Genomic DNA, 20,419 nt, shown 5'->3' with positions numbered 1-20,419 from the left:
CATGCGCCATCTCGCCATCCCGCATCATCGCGGCTAGGGTCGCGCATCATGACGGGGGAACAGCTGACGCTTGATCTGGAGGGGTGGGAAGGGCCGCTCGATCTGCTGCTGTCGCTCGCCCGCTCGCAAAAGGTCGATCTGCGCCAGATTTCGATCCTGGCGCTGGTGGAGCAATATCTGCGCTTCGTCGACAAGGCCGGGCGGATGCAGTTGGAGCTGGCGGCCGATTATCTGGTGATGGCCGCCTGGCTCGCCTATCTCAAATCCTCGCTGCTGCTCCCCCGCCCGCCCGAGGAGGAGCCCGACCCCGAGGAAATGGCGCTGCGCCTGCAACTCCGGCTGGAGCGGCTGGCCGCGATGCGCGAGTGCGGCGCGCGGCTGATGGCGCGCGACCGGCTGGGCCGCGACGTCTTCATGCGCGGCGCGCCCGAGGGACTGGCGGTGCAGCGCAAGGCGATGTGGCAGGCCGAACTGTACGACCTCATCTCCGCCTATGGCCGGATCAACGCGCGCACCCGCCCGGTCATGCATGTCGTCGCCGACCGGCAGGTGATGACGCTGGAGGCCGCGCTGGAGCGGGTGTCGATGCTGGTCGGCAGCCGCATCGACTGGTCGGCGATCGAGACGTTTCTGCCCGAGGGCAGCGAAAGGCTGCGGCGGTCGGCGCTGGCATCCAGCTTCCTCGCGGTGCTGGAACTGGCGCGACAGGGCAAGGTCGAACTGCGTCAGGCGGCACCCTTCGCCCCGCTGCTCATCCGTCAGCCCGCCCCATGACCGATATCGACCCGACCGTCCGCGCCGTCGAGGCGGTGCTGTTCGCCTCGCCCGAACCGATGAGCGTGGATTCGATCCGCGCGCATGTCGGGGTGGGCAAGGGCGGCGGCGACATCCGCGGTGCGTTGGAGCAGCTGGAGACGCAATATCGCGGGCGGGGCATCACGCTCGTCCGGCGCGGCGACCGCTGGCATTTCCAGACGGCACCCGATCTCGCCCATCTGCTCCGCCGCGACCGCGAGGAAGCACGCCGCCTGTCGCGCGCCGCGATCGAGACGCTGGCGATCATCGCCTATCAGGAACCCGTCAGCCGCGCGGAGATCGAGGCGATTCGCGGTGTCGCCATCTCCAAGGGCACGCTCGACGTGTTGATGGAGGCGGGTTGGGTGCGCCCCGCCGGGCGGCGCGAGGTGCCGGGGCGGCCGCTGATCTATGCGACGACGCCTGCCTTCCTCCAGCATTTCGGGCTGACGACCCGGCGCGATCTTCCGGGTTTGGAAGACTTGCGCGCCGCCGGGCTGCTCGATCCCGTCGATCTGGCGCTGGAGCGGATGGGCGACGAGGATACGCCCGATGCCGCCCCGGATTCAGATGGGGGTGAGGGCGATTGAGCGCTTTCCTTTACGTCATGGCCACGTCACAATGGATTGTCACGGCTCCTGCATCCCCGGATCGGGGGCCATGTCATCGCTCGACCATTGCCGCTGGCCCATTGCCGCTGGCGATGCCAGAGCCTAGATAGATATAAATTCCAGGAGACGTGCCATGGGCGGCCTTAGCCCGATTCACCTCATCGTCCTCGCGATCGTCGCCATCCTTCTGCTCGGCGGCGGGCGTTTCTCCAACCTGATGGGCGACGTCGCCAAGGGTGTGAAGAACTTCAAGAAGGGCATGGCCGAGGAAGACGAGACGCCCGCGAAGCCGTCGGCCCGGATCGAGGCGCAGAAGTCGGCCGAGCCCGCCTTCGATCGCGACGGCGAGCGCGTGCGCGACGATCGCTGATCCCGGTCCGTTAGAGCCAGCAGCGGACTTTCATGTTCAACATCGATTCCAGCGAGTTCCTGCTGGTCGCTATCGTCGCGCTCGTCGTGATCGGTCCCAAGGACCTGCCCAAGGCGATGCGCGTCGTCGGCTATTGGGTGGGCAAGGCGCGCGGCGTGACGCGCCAGTTCCGCCAGGGCTTCGACAATATGGTCCGCGAGGCCGAGCTGGAGGAAATGGAAAAGCGCTGGGCCGCCGAGAATGAGCGGATCATGCGCGAACACGCCGCCGAGACGCCGCCGCATGTCGATACCGAAGCTGCCGCATCGACGCCTCCGGCGGCGCTGCCGGATGCGACGCAACACGCGATGGCGCCCGATGCGCCCAACCGCGATGCCCATGCGCACGACACGCATGGCTCCCCCCATACGGATCATAGCGATCAGCCGGTGATGGTGGAAAAGCCCGCCGTCACGCCCGCACCCGCCAGCGAGCATCCGCCGCGCGGCACCGAGGGGGCGGCATCATGAGCGATCATGACGAGATCGACGCCAGCCGCGCTCCCCTGCTCGAGCATCTGATCGAGCTGCGGCGACGGCTGCTCTACTGCATCATCGCCATCGGCCTGGCCTTTTTCGTGTCGATGTATTTTTCGGAGTCGATCTTCGGCTTCCTGGCCAAGCCGCTGCTCCGCGCCGGGCAGGGGACCCTGGTCTATACCCAGATTTTCGAGGCGTTCTTTGTTCAGGTGAAGGTATCCTTCTTCGCCGCGATGATGATCTCCTTCCCCGTGATCGCCAACCAGCTGTGGCAGTTCGTCGCGCCGGGGCTGTACCGCAAGGAAAAGAAGGCGCTGCTGCCCTTCCTGCTGGCGACGCCGGTGCTGTTCCTGATGGGGGCGGCGATGGCCTATTACATCGCCATTCCGATGGCACTGCACTTCCTGCTGGGCTTTGACGGCATGGTAGGCGGCGTGAAGCGCGAGGCGCTGCCCGCGATCGGCAATTACCTGTCCTTCGTGATGCAGTTCCTGTTCGCCTTCGGCCTGGCCTTCCTGCTGCCGGTGCTGCTGATGTTGCTGGAGCGGGCGGGGATCGTGACCCGCAAACAACTGATCGGCGCGCGGCGCTACGCCATCGTCGCGGCGACCGCGATCGCCGCCGTGCTGACTCCGCCGGACCTGATGTCGCAGGTGCTGCTCGCGGTACCGCTGATCATTCTCTACGAACTGGCGATCATCGGCATCTGGTTTACCGAAAGGGCGCGCTCGAAGCAGGCGGCGGCCGTGGAAGAGGATGCCGACGCGGTTGCGTGATCCAGTTGGGTCTGGAGTGCGAAGGGGTCTCGGTGAAAGCCGGGGCCCTTTTTTGTTGGGCGGAGGATGGGGGCGTGGCCTTCGACTTCGCTCAGGCTGAACAAATTGAGGAAAATGGATCAAACCCAATCCGCCGTTCAGCCTGAGCGAAGTCGAAGGCCACGGGTGAATCACCGACATGGGTGGTCATTGCGTCTGCTAGGGGTGGAGTGCGGTCATGGCCGTGATAGACCTGTGCTGGAAGCGCAGGGGTTAGCATGAACGACTTTGTGTTAGTGTCGGCAGCGTGGATGCTGAACCAAATTGTGACCACCTATGACGCTGCGGGAAACGTCATTCCTGACAATGGCGAATATCAACGACGTGGCGCCGAAGTCGTCTATGTGTTCGCTGAATTCATGAAGGACAAAGGACTTCTACAGCCCAATGTAAATGTGTCGAGAACGCCTAATATGGAGTTGCGCTTTTCACAACTTACGTTGACAGGGCAGCAATTCGCGAAGGCGGAATTAGGGAAGTGGATGCAGTCGCTTGACCGCGCAGGTCCGGCGGAAAAGCTCGATGCGAGCGGCCTAGAACGAAGATGGGCCAAGTTTGCTGACAGCCAATCTCGGTAGTGATGTCCGATATCGGGCGAAAGCCGATGGTCCACTTACCGCGAAAAGAACCGCCCGCCCCAAGAAGAAAAGGACCCCGACGGAAACCCGCCGGAGCCCTTTCGCTAAGTCAGCCGGGTGAAAGGCTTACTTGGACTTGTCGGCCGTCTTGGCGACGGTATTGCCCGCCGAGCTGACGTCCTTGCCCATGCCTTCCACGGTGTTGCAGGCGCTGACCAGCAGTGCACCGGCGACGATCGCCAGACCCATGAGCTTACGCATTCTCTGTCTCCTCGATGAATTCCGTCGCGGATCAATGCGTCACGCCAGCAATCGTTCCGCATCTGTCACGGAACATGCGTCGAATGGCGGAAAACGGAGGAAATGCCCCGAAAAAGATTAAGGCCTGGAAGCGTCACCGGGGGGGGGAGGGTGGACGCTTCCAGGCCTATGGCTTGGACAGCGAGAGCGGGGGGGCATAAGTTCGCTATCCGAAGAGCAGAACACACTGCCGAGGCAGGGGTTCCCGTTTTTATGGCCTACGCGAATCTTTTTTTGAAAAAATTCAGTCGCGTCCGACGATGGGGATAGCGATCTCATAGGCGCCGACCAGCGGGTCATGGTGCAGCGGTGCGCGAAGCTGGCGCGCCAGCCCTTCCATCACCCGGCCATAACGCTTGCCGATCAGGTGGCGAAGCTCGTCCGTCTCGACCAGCGCGCGGGTGACGACGCGGACGACCGCGCGGCCCTCCTGTTCGGCAGGCTTGATCGCGACGCGGATCTGCGCAGCGGGGTCGCAGTTCATCGCCAGCTCGATCGTCTCGGTAACGAGGAAGGCGACGGCGACCGCCACGTCCTGATTGACCAGCAGGGGCGCGACGTCGAGCGAGATGCCGATCCCGGCCGCATTCTCCGGCGCGGTGGCGCGGATATTGGCGGCCAGCTCGCCGATCATGGTGCGCAGGTTCAGCCCGCGATTTTCCTCCAGCTCGGCGAAATGGTGGCGGTGTACGACCGCCAGCGCATCGACGCGCCGCTGGATCGACGAATAGGCCGCCATCGCCTCCGGCCCCGTCGCGCCGCGCGCGTGGAAGTTGATGAGGCTGGAGATGACCTGAAGGTTGTTCTTGACCCGGTGATGCACCTCGCGGGTCAGCTTGGTCTGGCGCACCAGCCCCTCGGCCAGCCCGGCCTCGTGCGTGGCGACGGTGCGGGTGATCGCCTCGAACGTGTCGGCCAGATCGCGGATTTCCTGCGCGGGCGCGGCCTCGACCTCCGAAATATCGAGCACTTCGCCCGGCTGATAGGTGGCGACGATGGTGCGCAACCGGCGAAGCGGGCGGATCAACAGCCGGTCGACGATGAACCAGCCGAGCACCACCGCGGCCAGCCACATGAGCAGCGGCAGCGCGAGCGCGACGATCAGCGAGGAGGTGATCGGCGCGCTGGGCGTGGAGGTGCGCAGGACCAGCCCGGCAATGCCCAGCTCGGTCCGCATCGACTTCATCCGCTCCAACGCGCTCTGACGCGAAAGCTGATGGATGGGGAGCAACTCGCCGTCCAGCTCCAGCACGGATTCGATCGGGCTCGTCGGATTGCTCTGGTCGACCAGCGACTGGAGGAAGGGCAGGGGGAAGAAGGCGCGCGCCTGGGCGCGGCCGTCCTGGCTCGCGACCGACAGGACCAGCCCCTTGCCGGGCAGGATGTCAGCGCCGATCGGCGAGCCATCGACCGGAACGGGCAGCGCGGCGGGCAGCGGATCGCCGCACAGCGTCTTGCCCGAGCGATCCGTGATGAGGAAACGCGCGCCCGTCATCGACTGTTGCGCGAAGACCCCCTGGGCGCGCGCGCAGCTCGGCATGTCGAGCGGGTCCTGGCCCATGGCGCGCACGGCGACGCGCAACGCGGTCATGTCGCCCATCAACTCGGCGGCGATGGCGCGCGCGTCTTCGTTGGCGGCTATGCGCAGCCGCCCGCTCGCCTCGCTATCGGCCAGCCGCGTCGTCTGCAGCGTCGCGAACACCGCGATCGCGGCCAGGATGAACAGGGTGCAGCCCAGCACGAGCACGAGCTTGGCGCCCGTGGCGAGACGGGGCGGGGCAGGGCGGAGGCGTTCGAGAGCCTCGATGTCTTGGGGAGGTGCGCTGGCCATTCAGCCGGACGTTCAGTCCAGCTTGCTGAGAAGGTCAAGCATCTCGTCGGGGATCCGCTCGTCCACGGTCTTCTGATACGCCTGGCGAAGTGCCGAGCCCGCATCTTTCTGACCGCCCTTTTCGGGCGTGGAGGACGGCGTCTTCTTCGTCTTGTTGCCCAAACTCAAAATATCCCCCTGCACGACCCACTAGCGGGGCAACCGACGCGATGGCGGCCCGTGGCGCCGCCGGTTGGCGTCATGCCAGGGCCATAGTTGATGTGGCGATGAAACCAAATTCGATCTGGTTGGTTCCCGATGCGATACGAAAAATCCGAACGGCGCGTCCATAGGCTGTGTCAGACGGGGATTTCGGGAAACGGCATTGAAAACATGCGCGGGGGTCAGCACATCAGGCGTCCGCGAATACCTCAGGGAGTGATTATTACCCATGTCGCTTGGACAGCAGCTTGCGCCCCATCTTCCCTTCCTGCGGCGCTATGGCCGGGCCCTGACCGGCAGCCAGATGCACGGCGACAAATATGTTCGCGCGACGCTGGAGGCGATCGTCGCGGCCCCGGACCAGTTTCCGCGCGACGTCGATCCGCGCCTGGGCCTGTACCGCATGTTCCAGGGCATCTGGTCGTCGGCCAATTATGACGAGCTGGACAATGACGGTGTCGATGCCGACGGCAACGAAGGTCTGGCCCGCGCTCGCCTCGCCCGGATGACGCCGCTGTCGCGCCAGGCGCTGCTGCTGACCGCGATGGAGGGCTTCACGCCCGAGGACGCGGCCTATCTGATCGACGTGGAGCCGAGCGAGGTCGAGAACCTCGTCTCCGAGGCGCTGGCAGAGATCGAAAAGCAGACCCGCGCCCGCGTGCTGATCATCGAGGACGAGCCGATCATCGCGATGGATATCGAGACGATCGTGCGCGACCTGGGCCATGAAGTCACGGGCGTCGCCGTGACCCGCGACGAGGCCGTGGCGCTGGCCATGGAGGACCGTCCGGGCCTGGTTCTGGCGGACATCCAGCTGGCCGATGACAGCTCGGGCATTGATGCGGTCAAGGACATCCTGGCCGAGTTCGAGGTTCCGGTCATCTTCATCACCGCCTTCCCCGAGCGTCTGCTGACCGGCGAGCGTCCGGAGCCGACCTTCCTGATCACCAAGCCGTTCCAGCGGTCGACCGTGAAGGCCGCGATCAGCCAGGCGCTGTTCTTCGACCAGAGCACCGTCCCGGCGGAATAAGAAAGACTGACAGTTACGGACCCGAAACGGTTGAGAGGCGTTGAGGCAGACATGGCTGATTCCAATGAACCCATTCATGTCGCCAAAGAGGATGCCAGGGCAGGGTCGACGCCGCATGTGACGCGTTACATCCTGCCCATCTCGCTGGTGCTCGTGATCGCGATCTTCGCCTTTTTGGTGTTGCGCTGACACGAGCCCCCTCGATTAGCCCTTTGGGACGGCTGGCTATTTCAGGGTTGGCCCCTTATGTTTCGAAATGGTCGCGAGGGCGGCCGTTTCCGATGATCGGATTTTCATGACGCAGCCACTGACGCGGGACGAATTCGAGGACGACGCACCCGATACGCCCGTCGAGCACGTCGCGCTCCCCGACTCCGAGTTCAAGGCGGAACTGGCGCGCGTCATCCCCCATCTTCGCGCCTTCGGCCGCTCGCTCTCGGGCAGCCGCGATCTGGCCGATGATCTGGTGCAGGAAACGCTGTTGAAGGCATGGGCCGCGCGCAAGCGGTTCCAGGCGGGCACGAACATGCGTGCCTGGACCTTCATCATCCTGCGCAACCTGTATCTGTCGCAGATGCGTCGCGCGCGCTTCAAGGGCGAATGGGACGATCTGGTCGCCGATCGCATTCTGGCGGCTCCGGCCAGCCAGGATCGCCATGTCGAACTGGGCGACATGCAGCGCGCCCTGATGCACCTGCCGCAGCCGCAGCGCGAGGCGTTGATCCTGGTCGGTGCCGGTGGTTTCGCTTATGAGGAAGCGGCCGAAATCTGCAACGTCGCGGTGGGTACGATCAAGAGCCGCGTGGCGCGCGGCCGCGTCGCGCTGGAGACGATCCTAAACGAAGGCTCGCTGCCCTCGCGCCGCCTGCATGAAACCGACAGCAGCAAGACGGCGCTCGACACGATCATGGGCGATGTCGATCAGTTGAGCGGCGGGAGGTAAGCGCCTTTACTTACGAGTTTTAATAGACGGCCGTCCCGGTTATGATCGGGGCGGCTTTTTTGTGTCGGAATGGGTCGGCTTGACAGTGATTGCGAGACCTTGTCCGATCCGGCCATGCGCATGCTGTCCCTGATCTTCTCCGTCTTTCTGTTGACAGCGGCCACGCCGCCGATCCCGGACGTCCTCAAGCCGTATATCAAGGGTGATCGTTTCGATCCGGGCGATTATAAATGGATGAAGGGCCGCTTCCCGGATGCGACGCCGGAGGAAAAGGCGCAGGACAAGCAGGTTCGGGATTGGTTGAAGGCGTCTTACATGGCGGCTCTCGACGATACGCGGGCGGAACTTCTCGTTCTTGGCGTCACCGATCCGCAATTAAAGGGGGCGCCTGTCGGCGGCCTGCTGTACTCTCAGGTCAGCTCATTCATCGACACCTCGCTCTGGTCGAGTTTCGCCGCGTTCCAGCAGTCCCTCGAAACGGCTCGACCGATTGCGGACACCTATCTGCTGGCGGTAAAAACGGCCAAGCAAATCAGCGAGTCCGATACGTCCAAGCTTCATGATCAGTTGATGGCGCGCCCGATGGGCGAACAGATGCTGCGTTACTCCAGCAGTTGGGGGTCGGGCGACATGGCCGACGCGCCGGCAGTAACCGAGCCGGTAAAGGCCATTATCCTGTCGCGTCTGATGACGGCGTTAAGGGTGGAGGATCGGGAAAATACCGAGTGGCTCAAGCAGATAGTCGCAAAGCAGGGTTGGCCAAAGCGGTCAGAAGTCGGGGACGACGCGGCGCGTCAGGCTTGGCTACTCGTTCAGCACGCCGATGCCGATCCTGCGTTCCAGCTCGCCATATTGCGCGCCATGGAGTCGCTCGTTCCGCACGGCGAAGTGTCGAAGAAGGACTATGCCTATCTTTACGATCGTGTGATGCTGAAGATCAGCGGCAAGCAGCGTTATGGTACTCAGGCGATGTGCAATAACGGCACGCGCGTGTCGCAGCCTCTGGAGGATGACAAAGCGGTCGATCGTCTTCGTACGGAGGTCGGCCTCGCGCCGGTGGCGGAATATCTCGGTGGGATGGACAAGAGTTTCGGCCGCTGCCCGCCGGGCACCCGGCCATAACCGATCAGGAACGCCTGTCCAGTCGCGCCAGCAGCCGCACCCAATGATCCGGTAACCGCACCGGCCGGGAATAGGCCGAGCGGAGCGCACAGCCGATATCGTCCGTGCGCTGCGGCGCGCGGACGATGCGGATGTCGCTGGTCCCGGTTTCGGTGCTCATCATGGCAACATAACCGATCGCGGCTTGACAAGTTGCAAATCATCTGATGCGCATTTGTTAACGGGATCGAAAGTGTTTCTTTCGCCACACCCCGCGGGGTAGAAGCGGGGCCATGAGCAGCCTGCCCTCGTCCACCTTGCCCGATGCCATCGCCCGTGCCCGCCGGCATTCGTCTTTTCTGGCGATGCTGCTCGACCGGGAGCCGGAGATCGAGGTGGCGGCACTGGCGGGGGAGTTGCTCGCGCCACCCGTCGTGGCGGAGGACTTGCCGGTCGGCACCCGATTGCGTCGCGAGCGGCGCGCGCTGGCGCTCACCGTCGCGCTCGGCGATCTATCCGGACTGTACGACCTGACCGAGGTGACGCACCGGTTGACCGATTTCGCCGACCGGTCCCTCGACTGTGCGATCCGCGCCGCGATCGAGGAACGCACGCCGGGCGCGGAGCCGGTCGGTTTCGCCGCCATCGCGCTGGGCAAGCAGGGCAGTCGCGAACTCAACTATTCCTCCGATATCGATCCCATCCTGATCTTTGATCCCCAGACGCTGCCCCGCCGTCCGCGCGAGGAACCGGAGGATGCGGCGGTGCGCATCGGCAAGCGGGTCGTCGAATTGCTCCAGGCGCGCGACGGCGAGGGCTATGTCCTGCGCGTCGACTTGCGGCTGCGGCCCTCGCCCGAAGCGACGCCGATCGCGATTCCCGTGGAGGGGGCAATCGCCTATTACGAGAGCCAGGCGCTGACCTGGGAACGGGCAGCGTTCATCCGCGCGCGAGCGGCGGCGGGCGATCTGGCGCTGGGCCAGCGTTTCCTCGATGCGATCCGCCCGTTCGTGTGGCGGCGTGCGCTCGATTTCGGCGCGGTCGGCGAAATCCGCGATCTGACCCGGCGCATCCGCGACCATCATGCGCAGGGGCAGGCGATGGGGCCCGGCTATGACCTGAAGCGCGGGCGCGGCGGTATCCGTGAGATTGAATTCTTCGCGCAGATTCACCAGCTGATCCATGGCGGCCGCGACCCCGTGCTACGGGCGCCCGCCACCCGCGACGCGCTGGCGATGCTGGCCGAGGCGGGGCGGATCGATGCCGGGCAGGCGGCGGCGCTGAGCGACGCCTATGTTCTACTGCGCACGATCGAGCATCGAGTCCAGATGATCGACGACCGCCAGACCCATCAGCTGCCGTTGGGGGAGGGGCTGGGCCGGGTCGCGCAGATCCACGGACTGGCGGATGGCGATGCGCTGATCGCCATGCTGGCACCCGTCACCGAACGGGTCGGGCGCTTCTACGACGCGCTCGACGCCGATGAGCGACCCCGACTGCCGCATGACCCGGTCCTGCTGAACGCGCGACTGGCGGCGGCGGGGCTGCACGATATCGAGGCGGCGGCGCGTCGGATTGCGGCGTGGCGTGGCGGCGACTATGCCGCGCTGCGCAGCCCGGCGGCGCGCGAGGCGCTGGACGCGGTGCTGCCCACGCTGGTCGAGGCGCTGGCCGAGGCGCCCGATCCCGATGCCGCGATCCTGAAGCTCGATTCGCTGTTCGAGCGGATGACGAGCGCGATCAACATCTTCCGCCTGCTGGAGGCGCGGCCGGGGCTGGCCAGCCTGACCGTCGCGATTCTCAGCCATGCCGCACCGCTCGCGGCCGAGCTGGCGCGGCGGCCTGCGCTCCTCGATGGGCTGATCGATGCCTCTGCCTTCGAGCCGTTGCCCGCCGTGAAGTTCCTCGAACGCGCGATGCGCGGCGGCGAGAGCGGACAGGATTATCAGGATCGGCTCGACCATGTCCGCCGCGTGGTCGGCGAGTTGCGGTTCGCTCTGGGGGCGCAGATTGTTGCGGGGCGGGCCGATCCGCTCGAGGTGGCGGGCGGCTATGCGCGTGTCGCCGAGGCGGCGGTCGGCGTGCTGGCGCAAGCAACGGTCGATGAATTCGTCGCGGCGCATGGCCGGGTGCCGAATAGCGAACTCGTTATCCTTGCGCTCGGGAGAATGGGGGGCGCGGCGCTGACCCACGCCTCCGACCTCGATCTCGTCTATCTGTTCACCGGCGATTTCGCGGGCGAGTCCGATGGGCCGAAGCCGCTGGGCGCGACGCTTTATTACAATCGGCTGGCGCAGCGGGTGACGGCGGCGCTATCGGTGCCGACCCAGGCGGGGCCGCTCTATCCGGTCGACACGCGGCTGCGGCCATCGGGCACGCAGGGGCCGCTGGTGGTCTCGGTCGAGAGTTTCGCGCGATATCAACGCGAAGACGCCTGGACCTGGGAGCATATGGCCTTGACCCGTGCCCGGCCGATCTTCGGCTCGGCAGAGGCGCGGGCGGAGGTGGCGGCGATCGTTGCCGATGTGCTGAACGGCAACCGCCCCGCCCGTGACGTGGCGACCGAGGCGGGCGAGATGCGGGCCGAGATGGCGCGGCACAAACCGCCGCAGGGGCCGCTCGACATCAAGCTGCTGCCCGGCGGGCTGGTCGACCTGGAGTTCGCGGTACACCGCGCGCAGCTGGTCCATCGCACCGGCTTCGATCCCGATCTGGGCCGGGCGATCGCGGCGCTCGTAGCGGCGGGGCTGATGCCGGAATGGGTGACGCGGGCGCATGACGTGCTGACCCGTGCGCTGGTGTCCTTCCGCCTGCTCGTGCCGGACGGGCAGGAGCCGCCCGAGCCGACCCGCCCGCTGATCGCGCGGGCGATGGGCCTGCCCGACTGGGCGACGGTGGTTGCCACGCTGGAGGCGACGCGGCAGGAGGTCCTGCAGGTCTGGCAAGGAGGCAATGATGCAGCAGGGTGACGCAATTCCGGCGGTGACGGTCATGACCGCGACCGACCAGCCGCTGGCGCTGGGCGATCTGGGCGGGCCGCTGGTCGTCTATTTCTACCCCAAGGACGACACCAGCGGCTGCACGCGCGAGGCACAGGACTTCACCGCGCTGGCCGGGGATTTCGCGGGCGCGGGCGTGCGCGTGATCGGCATCTCCAAGGACAGCCCGGCCAAGCATCGCAAGTTCGCCGAAAAATACGCGCTGGCCGTCGAGCTGGTCAGCGACGAGGACGGCGCGGCCTGCGAGGCGTTCGGCGTCTGGGGCGAGAAGAAGCTCTACGGCAAGACCTATATGGGTATCGAGCGCTCGACCTTCCTGTTCGGTCGCGACGGCAAGCTCGCCCAGAGCTGGCGCAAGGTGAAGGTGCCCGGCCATGCCGAGGCCGTGCTGGAGGCGGCGCGCGTACTTTGACGACGATTGCCCAAGCCTGCGCAGCCGTCCTGCGCGAAAGCGATCCGCTGGCCAAGGTTCGGTTGGCGCGGGCGGTGGCGCGCGGCTGGCGTCGCGGCGCTCTGGCGCATGACTTCGACGTGGCGATGCCCGATGCGCCGGGGCGGCCCGACCGGCCCGAATTGCTGCCGCCCAATCGCATGCCCAAGCGCGGGCGGGGTGGTTCGGAAAAGGGGCGGATCGCGCTGCTCCACGCGCTGGCGCATATCGAGTTCGCGGCGATCGACCTGGCCTTCGACGCGGCGGGCCGGTTCGGCGGGCAGTTCCCGCGCACCTTCGTCGACGACTGGATTTCGGTCGGCGCGGATGAGGCGATGCACTTCGCCGTCCTGCATCGCCGGTTGAAGACCTTGGGGTCGGGTTACGGCGAATTGGCTGCCCATGCGGGCCTCTGGGAAGCGGCGGAGGAGACCGCGCATGACGCCATGGCACGGCTGGCCGTCGTGCCGATGGTGCTGGAGGCGAGGGGACTCGACGTCACCCCGGAGACGATCGCGCGCTTTCGGGCGGGGGGCGACGAGGCGTCGGCGCGCATCCTCAACCGCATCTATACCGACGAGATTCGCCATGTCGGATTCGGCGCGAAATGGTTCGGTTATCTGGCCGCCGGGCATGACATCGCGCCCGCCGAGCATTGGCGAATGCTGATCCGTCGCCATTTCCGGGGGGCGGTTAAGCCACCGTTCAACGTTTCGGCGCGCGATACAGCCGGTTTGACGCGCGATTTCTATGCGCCTCTTGCGGACGAGGAACCCATAAAGGCACAAGCTGACCGTCTGTAACGCGGTGGGGCTGCGACACAGCATAGGATGAACGAAGCCGGGCTTTTCCGACTGCGGGATCGTTCGGCGACAAGGGTTCGGGGTTCGATGAATCAACTGGCACTCTCGGGTAAATCGATTGCATCGCGCGTCCGCTCTGTTTTCCTTGCTACCCTGATCGTCGGTTTTTCGGGCGGTCTGTCCGGCCAGATGGCGATGGCCCACTCGGCACCCGCCGCTCCGGTCGCCAAGGCCAATGCCGCCGTCGGGGGTGAGTTCATCCCCGCCAACAGCGCCGAAGCCTCGGCCGACCTTCGCACCGACCAGCAGTTCCGCACCCTGTTCCAGACCTGGAAGAAGATGGACGCCCGCCCGAACGGCGTCATCGCGATCCCCTCGGTCCATCCGGTCGAAAAGCTTCAGTTCACCAGCAATTTCGGCATCCGCTCCGACCCCTTCCGTGGCACCGCCGCGATGCATGCCGGGGTCGATATCCCGGGTCCGGTCGGCACGCCGATCTATGCCACCGCCGACGGCATCGTCGATCATGCCAGCTGGCAGGGCGGTTACGGCAATCTGGTCGAGATCAACCATGGCAAGGGCATCGCGACCCGCTATGGCCATTTGTCGAAGATCCTCGTCGCCGACGGTGCCCGCGTGACGCGCGGCCAGCTGATCGCGCTGATGGGGTCGACCGGCCGTTCGACCGGCCCGCACCTCCATTACGAGGTCCGCATGGACGGCCATGCCGTCAACCCGATCCCCTTCCTGACCACCGGCGATTATCTGACCGCGTCGCAGGATCACGCGATCCACCAGATTCCCGTCTCGACCGACGGCCCCGCCGCGCAGGACTAAAAGTTTCCTCCCCGGAACGGGGAGGGGGACCGCTCGCAGAGCGGTGGAGGGGGATGGCGGCTAGAGGCGCCCTTTGCGGAAGCCCCCCTCCGTCAGACCTTCGGTCTGCCACCTCCCCGTGCCGGGGAGGATTTAGTGGGATTGCCCCACTCGCCCCTCGCGCCTATCTCATCCCCATGGCCACCAGCATTTCCGAAATCGCGCTGACCTCGGCCGCCGCGGCGCGTGTCGCGACGATCGCCGAGCGGCAGAACAAGCCCGCCATCCTGCGTCTGTCGGTCGAAGGCGGCGGCTGTTCGGGCTTCCAGTACAAGTTCGGCCTGGCCGATGCGCCTGCCGAGGATGATGCGGTGGCGCAGACCGATGGCGTGACACTGGTCGTCGACAGCATCAGCCTGGATCTCGTCCGGGGGGCGCAGGTCGATTATGTCGAGTCCCTCGGCGGCGCGGCGTTTCAGGTGAAGAACCCCAACGCGGCCTCGGGCTGCGGCTGCGGCACCAGCTTCTCGGTCTGACGTGAAGATCACTACCTACAACGTCAACGGGATCAAGGCCCGTCTGCCCCGCCTGCTCGAATATCTGGCCGAGGCGGACGCGGATATCGTTTGTCTTCAGGAACTGAAGGCCAGCGACGATACCTTTCCGATCAAGGACATAGAGGCCGCCGGATATGGGGCGGTCTGGCACGGGCAGAAGAGCTGGAACGGCGTTGCGGTCCTCGCGCGCGGTGCCCAGCCGGTCGAGCGGCAGCGCGGGCTGGCGGGCGAAGATGAGGACGAACATAGCCGCTACCTCGAATGCGAGGTGAACGGCCTGGTCGTCGCCTCGCTCTATCTGCCCAACGGCAATCCCCAGCCGGGGCCGAAATTCGATTACAAGCTGCGCTGGATGGAACGGCTGGCGAGCCGCGCGCGGGCGTTGCTGGCGGAGGAAGTGTCCGCCGTGCTCGCCGGGGATTACAACGTCATTCCCAATGACGACGACACCTTCTCCGTCCCCGCCATGGCGAGCGATGCGTTGATGCAGCCGGAGAGCCGTCAGGCCTATCGCCGGTTGCTCGCGCAGGGCTGGACGGATTCGCTGCGGACGCGCGCGCCCAAGGGCGGGGTGTGGACCTTCTGGGACTATCAGGCCGGATCGTGGCAGCGCGATGCGGGATTCCGCATCGACCATCTGCTGCTCAGCCCGCAGGCCGCCGACCGGCTGGTCGATGCGGGCGTCGACAAGAGCTATCGCGGGCGGGAAAAGGCCAGCGACCATGCCCCGACCTGGGTAAAGCTGCGCGACTGAAATCCTCCCCGGTACGGGGAGGGGGACCATCCGAAGGATGGTGGAGGGGGATTGCCACATGGTCTATCCTATGAGGAAGCCCCTCTCCGTCAGGCCTTTGGCCTGCCACCTCCCCCTGCCGGGGAGGATTTTTGAGACTCGAGACCGCCGATGCGCCGTGCCGCTCCCCTGTTGATCCTCACCCTGTCGCTGGCCGCTTGCCAGCAGAATAGCCGTGCCGACGATCGTCTTGCCGACGCCGACGCGCAGGAACGGGCGCGGCAGGAGAAGGCCGCGAAGGACATGGTCGCGCAGACCGAGGATCAGGTTCGGGTAAAGATGCTCGAACAGCGGGTCGCTGTGCTAGAGGCGCAGGTCGCGGCGATGCAGGGGGATCGCAAGCTGCTGGATGCGCAACTGGTCGAGCAGCGGCTGAACCAGATTGAGGCGGGGCGTGTGGGGGCGGGCGATCCGGCCCCTGCTGCAACGCCGTCGGCATCGGGACCCGTGGGTCGCGCGCCGTCTCCGGCCCAAAAACCGGCCGCGACACCGCCCGCGCGCAAGCCGCTGGTCCTGGACCTGCGGTAACTGGCGGCGCGAGCGGGGAAGGGTGTGCCCCGGCATGGCGGCCGGGGCGGAAGAAGGCTTACTTCTTCAGATGCGCCGAGATGAACTTGTTCATCTCGAACATGGTGCACTTGTCCTTGCCGAACACCTTCTTCAGCTTGTCGTCGGCCAGGATTTCCCGCTTGTTCTCGGGGTTCTGCAGGTTGTTGGCCTTGATATAGTCCCACACCTTGCTGATGACCTGGCTGCGCGGCAGCTTCTCGTTGCCGACGATCGCGCCCAGTTCCTCGGACGGCTGGACCGGGGCGTGGATGCCGGTGCCCGTGGTTGCGGTGGCCATGATGTTCCTTCCTATAATCCTTCAGCGTCCCAGCCCTTTGGCGGGACGCGCGTGAATCACGCTTTCTTCAGCGCGTCCGCCTTGTGCGCTGCCTTTCCGCCATTGTCACTCTCTACTATGTATTGCGGCTCGTCCTTCGACGCACGGACGGTATGGCCCTTGATGGTCGTATCGCTGGTCTGCTTCTTGACGACCTTGCCCTCGGCGGTGCCGCCATGGCTGTTCCAAGTGACGCGATCGTCCTTTTTAAATCCGCTCATCTCTGCTCTCCAGGGGTCGATCCGCATCAATCCCCCGTCGTGTTCATTGGTTGCACCAGCGCGCGCCTCGGGGCATCAGGGCGGCAAGCCAAGGAGACAGGAACCCCATGAAGACCCGCGCAGCCGTCGCCTTCGAAGCCAAGAAGCCGCTCGAAATCGTCGAACTCGATCTGGAAGGCCCCAAGGCTGGCGAGGTCCTGGTCGAAATCATGGCGACCGGCATCTGCCACACCGACGCCTATACGCTCGACGGGTTCGACAGCGAGGGTATCTTCCCCAGCGTACTTGGCCATGAAGGCTGCGGCATCGTGCGCGAGGTCGGTGCGGGCGTCACGTCCGTGGTGCCGGGCGACCATGTCATCCCGCTCTACACCCCCGAATGCCGCCAGTGTAAGTCGTGCCTGTCGGGCAAGACCAACCTGTGCACCGCGATCCGCGCCACGCAAGGCAAGGGGCTGATGCCCGACGGTACGACGCGGTTCAGCTACAAGGGCCAGCCGATCTTCCATTATATGGGCTGCTCGACCTTCTCGAACTTCACCGTCCTGCCGGAGATCGCGGTGGCGAAGATCCGCGAGGACGCGCCGTTCGACACCAGCTGCTATATCGGCTGCGGCGTGACGACGGGCGTGGGCGCGGTAGTCAACACCGCCAAGGTGCAGCCGGGCGAGAATATCGTCGTCTTCGGCTTGGGCGGCATCGGCCTGAACGTCATCCAGGGTGCCAAGCTGGCGGGCGCGGGCCGCATCATCGGCGTCGACATCAATCCCGACCGTGAGGGATGGGGCCGCCGCTTCGGCATGACCCATTTCCTCAACTCCAAGGGGCTGAGCCGCGAAGAGACGATCGCCAAGGTGCTCGAGCTGACCGATGGCGGCGCGGACTACAGCTTCGATGCGACCGGCAATACCGAGGTGATGCGCACTGCGCTGGAATCCTGTCATCGCGGCTGGGGCACCTCGATCATCATCGGCGTGGCCGAGGCGGGCAAGGAGATCAGCACGCGGCCGTTCCAGCTGGTGACGGGGCGCAACTGGCGCGGCACGGCATTCGGCGGCGCGCGGGGGCGGACCGACACGCCCAAGATCGTCGACTGGTATATGAACGGCATGATCGAGATCGACCCGATGATCACCCACCGCCTGACGCTGGAGGAGATCAACAAGGGCTTCGACCTGATGCATGCGGGTGAGAGCATCCGCAGCGTGGTGATCTTCTGATGTTCAGCCATGTCATGCTGGGGGCCGACGACATTGCGGCGGCCAAGCGCTTCTACGACGCGACGCTGGGCGTGCTGGGCGCGGCCGAGGGTGTGGTCGATCCGCTCGGGCGGCTGGTCTACAGCCATAAGGGCGCGCGGTTCCTCATTTCGAAGCCGATCAATGGCGAGCCTGCGACCTATGCCAATGGCGCGACGCTGGGCTTTGCGATGGACTCGCCGGAACAGGCGGATGCCTGGTATGCAGCGGGTCTGGCGAACGGCGGCACCGCGATCGAGAACCCGCCGGGCGTCCGCCAAGTGCCGGTAGGCAAGGTCTATCTGGCTTATTTGCGTGATCCGACCGGCAACAAGCTGTGCGCCCGGCATCTGGTGGAGGCGGCCTGATGTACACGCATATCATGGTCGGATCGAACGACATCGCGCGTTCCAAGACCTTCTATGACGCGCTGTTCACCGCGCTGGGCGGCAAGCCGGGGCGGCAGGACCCGAATGTCGAGCGTGTCATGTACCTGCACAATGGCGCGGTCTTCATCGTGACCCGACCGATCGACGGCCAGCCCGCGACCCATGCCAATGGCGGCACGATCGGGCTGGGCGCGGCCGACCCGGCACAGGTTGCTGCGGCGCATGCGGCGGGCGTCGCGAATGGCGGCACGGCGATCGAAGGGCCGGTCGGTGAGCGCGATACCGGCATGGGCAAGGCGCATCTCGGCTATCTGCGCGACCCGGACGGCAACAAGCTCTGCCTGGCCTGTCGCCTGCCCGCTGCATGAGCGACTATATCCTGACGCTGGCGTGCCAGGACCGGGTCGGCATCGTCGCCGCCGTGTCGGGCGCGCTGGCGGGGATCGACGGGTTCATCCTCGACAGCCAGCAATATGCCGATCTGGAAACGGGCCGCTTCTTCCTGCGCATCGTCTTCACCGGGCAGGGGGAGCGTTTTCCCGTCTCGGTCGAGGGGGTGCGGGCGGCGTTGGCGGAACCGGCGGCGCGCTTCGGCTTCGACTGGCATGTCGCGCCAGCGACCGAGCGCCCCCGGATGCTGATCGCGGTGTCGAAGGGCTCGCACTGCCTGAACGACCTGCTCCATCGCTGGCGGACCAACACGCTGCCGGTGGAGATCGTCGGGGTCGTATCCAATCACGATAGCTTGCGGCCGCTGGTCGAATGGCATGGCCTGCCCTGGCATCACCTGCCGGTCGACAACGGCAATCGCGCCGAACAGGAAGCGGCGATGCTCGCGCTGATGGACGAGAGCGCCGCCGATTATCTGGTCCTCGCCCGCTATATGCAGGTGCTGGGCGAGCGGCTGGTTGCCGCGCTGCCGGGGCGGTGCATCAACATCCATCACAGCTTTCTGCCCGGCTTCAAGGGCGCGCAACCCTATCACCGCGCCCATGCGCGCGGCGTGAAGCTGATCGGCGCGACCGCGCATTTCGTGACGGCGGATCTCGATGAAGGGCCGATCATCGAACAGGCGGTCGAGCGGGTCGATCACCGCGCCAGCGTCGACGACCTGATCCGCATCGGCCGCGATATCGAGGCGCAGGTGCTGGCCCGCGCCGTCGCCTGGGTGGGCGAGCGGCGCGTCTTCCTCAATGACAACCGGACGGTGGTGTTCCGATGACGATCGAGACGATTTCGACCTCCAAGGCGCATGGCGGCGTGCAGGGTGTGTACGCGCATGACAGCGAAGCGACGGGCACGCGCATGACCTTCTCGGTCTTCGTGCCCGAGCATGAGGAAGGAGAGAAGCTCCCCGTCCTCTGGTATCTGTCTGGGCTGACGTGCACGCACGCCAATGTCACCGACAAGGGCGAGTATCGGGCCGCTTGCGCCCAGCACCGCGTGATCTTCATCGCGCCCGATACGTCACCGCGCGGGCAAGGCGTGGCCGATGACAACGGTTATGACATGGGACAGGGGGCCGGCTTCTACGTCGATGCGACGGAAGAGCCTTGGGCGAAGCATTTCCGGATGCGGACCTATATCGAGCAGGAACTGCCCGCACTGATCGCCGAGCATTTCGCCATGGCCGACATGGGCGCGCAAGGGATTACCGGTCACTCGATGGGCGGCCACGGTGCACTGACCATCGGGCTCCGCAACCCGGACCGTTTCCGCAGCGTGTCGGCCTTTGCCCCCATCGTCGCGCCGTCTCAGGTGCCATGGGGCGAGAAGGCTCTGAGCGGCTATCTAGGGCAGGACCGCGCCGCGTGGCGACACGCGGATGCCGTCGCACTGATCGAGGACGGCGCGCAGGTGCCCGACCTGCTGGTCGACCAGGGCGATGCCGACCAGTTCCTGGCCGAGCAGCTCCGCCCCGAGTTGCTGGCCGGGGCCTGCGAAAGGGCCGGGATCGCGCTGACCCTGCGGATGCAGCCGGGCTATGACCATAGCTACAACTTCATCTCCACCTTCATGGCCGACCACGTCGCCTGGGCGGCGGAGCGGTTGCGCGGGTAATTCCTTCCCGCTGAGTCAAGCATCCCCCCTTCCGTTCAGCCTGAGCGTAGTCGAAGGCAAGGGAATACGCCCAGATCCAGGTGGCATGGCGTGGCCTTCGACTTCGCTCAGGCTGAACGGAGTTGTGTGACAT

The 20,419-nt window shown here is 65.7% G+C and carries 28 protein-coding genes; 22 read left to right on the top strand and 6 right to left on the bottom strand.

Annotated elements, in window-relative coordinates; translation table 11 throughout:
* Positions 1 to 48: 48 nt before the first annotated feature.
* The 6 genes from KV697_RS05615 (at position 49) to KV697_RS05590 (ending at position 3,687) form a co-directional block, all read left to right on the top strand.
* On the top strand, positions 49 to 774 hold the full coding sequence (locus KV697_RS05615; protein ID WP_219020441.1) for a segregation and condensation protein A: 726 nt from the start codon (positions 49 to 51) through the stop codon (positions 772 to 774).
* Positions 771 to 1,385, top strand: a complete 615-nt coding sequence (gene scpB, locus KV697_RS05610) for an SMC-Scp complex subunit ScpB (RefSeq protein ID WP_219020440.1) — start codon at positions 771 to 773, stop codon at positions 1,383 to 1,385. The genes KV697_RS05615 and scpB overlap by 4 nt, the downstream gene beginning before the upstream one ends.
* A gap of 154 nt (positions 1,386 to 1,539) precedes the next feature.
* Positions 1,540 to 1,776, top strand: a complete 237-nt coding sequence (locus KV697_RS05605) for a Sec-independent protein translocase subunit TatA (protein WP_219020439.1) — start codon at positions 1,540 to 1,542, stop codon at positions 1,774 to 1,776.
* A 32-nt stretch (positions 1,777 to 1,808) separates the two neighbouring features.
* Complete coding sequence (gene tatB, locus KV697_RS05600; protein ID WP_219020438.1) at positions 1,809 to 2,285, top strand: Sec-independent protein translocase protein TatB; 477 nt, start codon at positions 1,809 to 1,811, stop codon at positions 2,283 to 2,285.
* A complete protein-coding gene (gene tatC, locus KV697_RS05595) occupies positions 2,282 to 3,070 on the top strand; it encodes a twin-arginine translocase subunit TatC (protein WP_219020437.1) in 789 nt (262 codons plus the stop codon). The genes tatB and tatC overlap by 4 nt, the downstream gene beginning before the upstream one ends.
* Before the next feature lie 257 nt (positions 3,071 to 3,327).
* Entirely contained in the window at positions 3,328 to 3,687 is a 360-nt protein-coding gene (locus KV697_RS05590) for a hypothetical protein (RefSeq protein WP_219020436.1), read from the top strand.
* Positions 3,688 to 3,813: 126 nt separating this feature from the next.
* Here the strand turns inward: KV697_RS05590 and KV697_RS05585 are convergent, their stop codons facing one another.
* The 3 genes from KV697_RS05585 to KV697_RS05575 all read right to left on the bottom strand — a co-directional run bounded on the left by KV697_RS05585 (position 3,814) and on the right by KV697_RS05575 (position 6,001).
* Entirely contained in the window at positions 3,814 to 3,948 is a 135-nt protein-coding gene (locus KV697_RS05585; RefSeq protein ID WP_058715861.1) for an entericidin A/B family lipoprotein, read from the bottom strand.
* A gap of 283 nt (positions 3,949 to 4,231) precedes the next feature.
* Positions 4,232 to 5,818, bottom strand: a complete 1,587-nt coding sequence (locus tag KV697_RS05580; RefSeq protein ID WP_219020435.1) for a sensor histidine kinase — start codon at positions 5,816 to 5,818, stop codon at positions 4,232 to 4,234.
* A 12-nt stretch (positions 5,819 to 5,830) separates the two neighbouring features.
* Positions 5,831 to 6,001, bottom strand: a complete 171-nt coding sequence (locus KV697_RS05575) for a NepR family anti-sigma factor (protein WP_257575631.1) — start codon at positions 5,999 to 6,001, stop codon at positions 5,831 to 5,833.
* Positions 6,002 to 6,248: 247 nt separating this feature from the next.
* Here KV697_RS05575 and KV697_RS05570 point away from each other — a divergent pair, with 247 nt between their 5' ends.
* The 4 genes from KV697_RS05570 to KV697_RS05555 all read left to right on the top strand — a co-directional run bounded on the left by KV697_RS05570 (position 6,249) and on the right by KV697_RS05555 (position 9,114).
* Positions 6,249 to 7,049, top strand: coding sequence for a response regulator (locus KV697_RS05570; RefSeq protein ID WP_219020434.1), 801 nt, complete (start codon positions 6,249 to 6,251; stop codon positions 7,047 to 7,049).
* Between the two features lie 51 nt (positions 7,050 to 7,100).
* Positions 7,101 to 7,238, top strand: a complete 138-nt coding sequence (locus tag KV697_RS05565) for a hypothetical protein (RefSeq protein WP_042489965.1) — start codon at positions 7,101 to 7,103, stop codon at positions 7,236 to 7,238.
* 106 nt (positions 7,239 to 7,344) lie between these two features.
* Positions 7,345 to 7,992, top strand: coding sequence for a sigma-70 family RNA polymerase sigma factor (locus tag KV697_RS05560; RefSeq protein WP_219020433.1), 648 nt, complete (start codon positions 7,345 to 7,347; stop codon positions 7,990 to 7,992).
* Between the two features lie 114 nt (positions 7,993 to 8,106).
* Entirely contained in the window at positions 8,107 to 9,114 is a 1,008-nt protein-coding gene (locus KV697_RS05555; RefSeq protein WP_219020432.1) for a DUF6624 domain-containing protein, read from the top strand.
* A gap of 4 nt (positions 9,115 to 9,118) precedes the next feature.
* On the opposite strand, the gene KV697_RS05550 is transcribed toward KV697_RS05555, so the two are convergent.
* The gene (locus tag KV697_RS05550) at positions 9,119 to 9,277 is read right to left on the bottom strand and encodes a hypothetical protein (RefSeq protein WP_219020431.1); all 159 of its coding nucleotides are present in this window, start codon (positions 9,275 to 9,277) and stop codon (positions 9,119 to 9,121) included.
* Between the two features lie 109 nt (positions 9,278 to 9,386).
* On the opposite strand from KV697_RS05550, the gene KV697_RS05545 reads away from it, so the two are divergent.
* The 7 genes from KV697_RS05545 (at position 9,387) to KV697_RS05515 (ending at position 16,019) form a co-directional block, all read left to right on the top strand.
* Positions 9,387 to 12,062, top strand: coding sequence for a bifunctional [glutamine synthetase] adenylyltransferase/[glutamine synthetase]-adenylyl-L-tyrosine phosphorylase (locus KV697_RS05545; RefSeq protein WP_219020430.1), 2,676 nt, complete (start codon positions 9,387 to 9,389; stop codon positions 12,060 to 12,062).
* Positions 12,049 to 12,504, top strand: coding sequence for a peroxiredoxin (locus KV697_RS05540; protein ID WP_374011392.1), 456 nt, complete (start codon positions 12,049 to 12,051; stop codon positions 12,502 to 12,504). Before KV697_RS05545 ends, KV697_RS05540 begins: the two co-directional genes overlap by 14 nt.
* A complete protein-coding gene (locus KV697_RS05535; protein WP_219020428.1) occupies positions 12,501 to 13,325 on the top strand; it encodes a ferritin-like domain-containing protein in 825 nt (274 codons plus the stop codon). Before KV697_RS05540 ends, KV697_RS05535 begins: the two co-directional genes overlap by 4 nt.
* An 87-nt stretch (positions 13,326 to 13,412) precedes the next feature.
* A complete protein-coding gene (locus tag KV697_RS05530) occupies positions 13,413 to 14,162 on the top strand; it encodes a M23 family metallopeptidase (protein ID WP_219020427.1) in 750 nt (249 codons plus the stop codon).
* A 176-nt stretch (positions 14,163 to 14,338) separates the two neighbouring features.
* On the top strand, positions 14,339 to 14,677 hold the full coding sequence (gene erpA, locus KV697_RS05525) for an iron-sulfur cluster insertion protein ErpA (protein ID WP_219020426.1): 339 nt from the start codon (positions 14,339 to 14,341) through the stop codon (positions 14,675 to 14,677).
* Between the two features lies 1 nt (position 14,678).
* Complete coding sequence (gene xth, locus KV697_RS05520) at positions 14,679 to 15,452, top strand: exodeoxyribonuclease III (RefSeq protein WP_219020425.1); 774 nt, start codon at positions 14,679 to 14,681, stop codon at positions 15,450 to 15,452.
* A gap of 150 nt (positions 15,453 to 15,602) precedes the next feature.
* Positions 15,603 to 16,019 carry a hypothetical protein gene (locus tag KV697_RS05515; protein ID WP_219020424.1) on the top strand — a complete coding sequence of 139 codons (417 nt, stop codon included), beginning with the start codon at positions 15,603 to 15,605 and terminating at the stop codon, positions 16,017 to 16,019.
* Positions 16,020 to 16,077: 58 nt separating this feature from the next.
* Here KV697_RS05515 and KV697_RS05510 read toward each other — a convergent pair whose 3' ends face one another.
* Together KV697_RS05510 and KV697_RS05505 are read right to left on the bottom strand one after the other, a co-directional pair.
* Positions 16,078 to 16,338, bottom strand: a complete 261-nt coding sequence (locus KV697_RS05510; protein ID WP_007405135.1) for an SWIB/MDM2 domain-containing protein — start codon at positions 16,336 to 16,338, stop codon at positions 16,078 to 16,080.
* A 56-nt stretch (positions 16,339 to 16,394) separates the two neighbouring features.
* Positions 16,395 to 16,598 (bottom strand): hypervirulence associated TUDOR domain-containing protein, encoded by a 204-nt coding sequence (locus KV697_RS05505; RefSeq protein ID WP_219020423.1) that lies wholly within the window; start codon positions 16,596 to 16,598, stop codon positions 16,395 to 16,397.
* A 107-nt stretch (positions 16,599 to 16,705) separates the two neighbouring features.
* Here KV697_RS05505 and KV697_RS05500 point away from each other — a divergent pair, with 107 nt between their 5' ends.
* Genes KV697_RS05500 through fghA form a run of 5 tightly spaced genes read left to right on the top strand, consistent with a single transcriptional unit; the run spans position 16,706 to position 20,286 of the window.
* Positions 16,706 to 17,818 (top strand): S-(hydroxymethyl)glutathione dehydrogenase/class III alcohol dehydrogenase, encoded by a 1,113-nt coding sequence (locus KV697_RS05500; RefSeq protein WP_219020422.1) that lies wholly within the window; start codon positions 16,706 to 16,708, stop codon positions 17,816 to 17,818.
* Entirely contained in the window at positions 17,818 to 18,204 is a 387-nt protein-coding gene (locus KV697_RS05495; protein ID WP_219020421.1) for a VOC family protein, read from the top strand. Before KV697_RS05500 ends, KV697_RS05495 begins: the two co-directional genes overlap by 1 nt.
* On the top strand, positions 18,204 to 18,593 hold the full coding sequence (locus KV697_RS05490) for a VOC family protein (RefSeq protein WP_219020420.1): 390 nt from the start codon (positions 18,204 to 18,206) through the stop codon (positions 18,591 to 18,593). Before KV697_RS05495 ends, KV697_RS05490 begins: the two co-directional genes overlap by 1 nt.
* Positions 18,590 to 19,447, top strand: a complete 858-nt coding sequence (purU, locus tag KV697_RS05485) for a formyltetrahydrofolate deformylase (RefSeq protein ID WP_219020419.1) — start codon at positions 18,590 to 18,592, stop codon at positions 19,445 to 19,447. Before KV697_RS05490 ends, purU begins: the two co-directional genes overlap by 4 nt.
* On the top strand, positions 19,444 to 20,286 hold the full coding sequence (gene fghA / locus KV697_RS05480) for an S-formylglutathione hydrolase (RefSeq protein ID WP_219020418.1): 843 nt from the start codon (positions 19,444 to 19,446) through the stop codon (positions 20,284 to 20,286). The genes purU and fghA overlap by 4 nt, the downstream gene beginning before the upstream one ends.
* The last annotated feature ends 133 nt before the right edge of the window (positions 20,287 to 20,419 follow it).

Source organism: Sphingomonas sanguinis, assembly GCF_019297835.1.
Lineage (GTDB): Bacteria > Pseudomonadota > Alphaproteobacteria > Sphingomonadales > Sphingomonadaceae > Sphingomonas > Sphingomonas sanguinis_D.
The sequence above is the reverse complement of the archived record's forward strand: the minus strand, read 5'-3'. Positions and strand labels throughout refer to the sequence as shown.